2 protein-coding genes are annotated in these 2,038 nt (G+C 38.7%); one reads left to right on the top strand and one right to left on the bottom strand.

What is annotated here, in order from left to right:
• Nucleotides 1–834 (top strand): recombinase RecA (gene recA, locus F6K13_RS30410; protein WP_287289466.1); only part of this gene is annotated, 834 nt, incomplete at its 5' end.
• A 335-nt stretch (nucleotides 835–1,169) separates the two neighbouring features.
• Here the strand turns inward: recA and F6K13_RS30405 are convergent.
• A partial coding sequence (locus F6K13_RS30405) for an alpha/beta fold hydrolase (RefSeq protein ID WP_287289464.1) occupies nucleotides 1,170–2,038 on the bottom strand: 869 nt, incomplete at its 5' end.

The following is a 2,038-nucleotide window of genomic DNA, read 5'->3' as shown; positions in this document are numbered from 1 at the left end:
GCCGAAATTCAGAAAACAGGAGGTATTGCAGCTTTTGTAGATGCGGAACACGCTCTTGACCCCACTTATGCTGCTGCATTAGGGGTCGATATCGAAAATTTACTTGTCTCCCAACCTGATACTGGGGAGATGGGTTTGGAGGTAGTGGATCACCTGGTTCGATCTGTAGCTGTTGATATTGTGGTTGTTGACTCGGTAGCAGCATTAGTTCCTAGAGCTGAAATTGAGGGGGACATGGGAGATTCTCACATGGGTCTTCAAGCTCGTTTAATGAGTCAAGCGTTACGAAAAATTACAGGTAATATTGGTAAGTCTGGTTGTACAGTTGTCTTTCTCAACCAACTTCGACAAAAAATCGGTGTTGTGTATGGTAATCCAGAAACTACTACTGGTGGTAATGCTCTTAAGTTTTATTCTTCGGTAAGACTTGATATTCGTCGTACACAAACTCTGAAAAAATCTTCAGAGGAATATGGTATTCATGTTAAGGTAAAAGTTGCTAAAAATAAGGTTGCCCCTCCATTCCGTATTGCTGAATTTGATATTATTTTTGGTAAAGGAATTTCTAGTTTCGGTTGTATTATTGACCTAGCTGAAGAGACAGATGTAATTAAGCGTAAAGGTGCTTGGTATAGCTACGGAGGAAGTAATTTTGCTCAGGGTAGAGAAAAGGCGATCGCTTATATGGAAGAAAATCCTGATTTTGCCAAAAAAGTTGAACAGCAAGTTCGGGAAAAGTTAAATCATGGTGCTTTGGTTTCTGCTAATTCTGTGGCACGACCTGATGATATGGAAGAGGAAGAAGGTGAAATAGAAGTTTTGGAAGAAGAGTAAATTTTATTAGCAGAAGAGTAAATATTTCATAGTTGCAGTTATTTTATTATGATAAATCTACAAATTATGCAACTATGATTTTTTTGCTTTTTGGTGACATCTCCCACACTAAGCTGATGCTATAGTGTGAGCTTCTCGTTTCGTAGTCCCGGTATCCCGTCGGACTCCACGAGCTTTAAGGACGGAATGCCCTACCGCCCTATTTTTGATATTTATAGCGACATTTAACTAAATTTGTCAATAGTTGCAATAGACAGATAAAAGGCGGACATAGACAACTTTAGACAGGGAAATATTTTTTCTACTGTTCCCTATTCCCTGTTCCCTGCTATAAATTATTTCTTCCTTAAAAAATCAAGCAACTCTCTATTCACTGTATGAGGTACTTCCTGCTGAATCCAGTGGCCACATTCAGGGATAACTTTTAACCAAAAGGGAGCTGCTATTAGTTTATCTAAACCTTCTGTAAGTTTTTGACTTAAAAAAGAATCTTCTTTTCCCCATAAAATTAAAGTTGGTGCTGTAATTAATGATGGCTTAGGATTAAAGCTCTTTAGCCAGTTTTGAGGTAAAAGAAATTGACGATAGTGATTAATTGCGGATACTAGCGCTCCTGGTTTTTCCAGAGCTGCCTGATAAATTTGAGTAATTTCAGTAGTAAAGACACTTTTGCGAATAGCTTGTCCTTGAAAAACCCCTTTAATAAACTCTCTTAAATTTTGCTGAATCAGCCATTCTGGAATACCAGGAACTTGAAAAGCGAATATATACCAACTTCTGCGTATTTGATCTACATTTCCTGCCAGTTCTTGAATCAGTTTTTGTGGATGAGCTGCATTCAAGATTGCTAGACGGTTCAAGTATTGAGGAAATTTTTCAGCTAGATGCCAGGCGATCGCCCCTCCCCAATCATGGCCAACAATATGTGCTTTAACATAACCCAAACGTTCAATTAGTCCCCGAATATCAGCAGCTAAAGTATCTAGGTCATAGCCATTATCTGGTTTGTCTGAATCATTATATCCCCGTAAATCTGGAACTACAACCTTGAAATGACGGGCCAATGCAGGCATTTGATAGCGCCAAGAATACCAAAATTCAGGGAACCCATGAAGGAGTATAACTAACTCTCCTTCGCCTTGAGTAACATAATGTAGCCGTACATTATTAGTGTCTACGAAAAAATGTTGCCATTGAGACTCTA

It is taken from the genome of Okeania sp. SIO2B9 (assembly GCF_010672505.1).
GTDB lineage: Bacteria > Cyanobacteriota > Cyanobacteriia > Cyanobacteriales > Microcoleaceae > Okeania > Okeania hirsuta.
The sequence above is the reverse complement of the archived record's forward strand: the minus strand, read 5'-3'. Positions and strand labels throughout refer to the sequence as shown.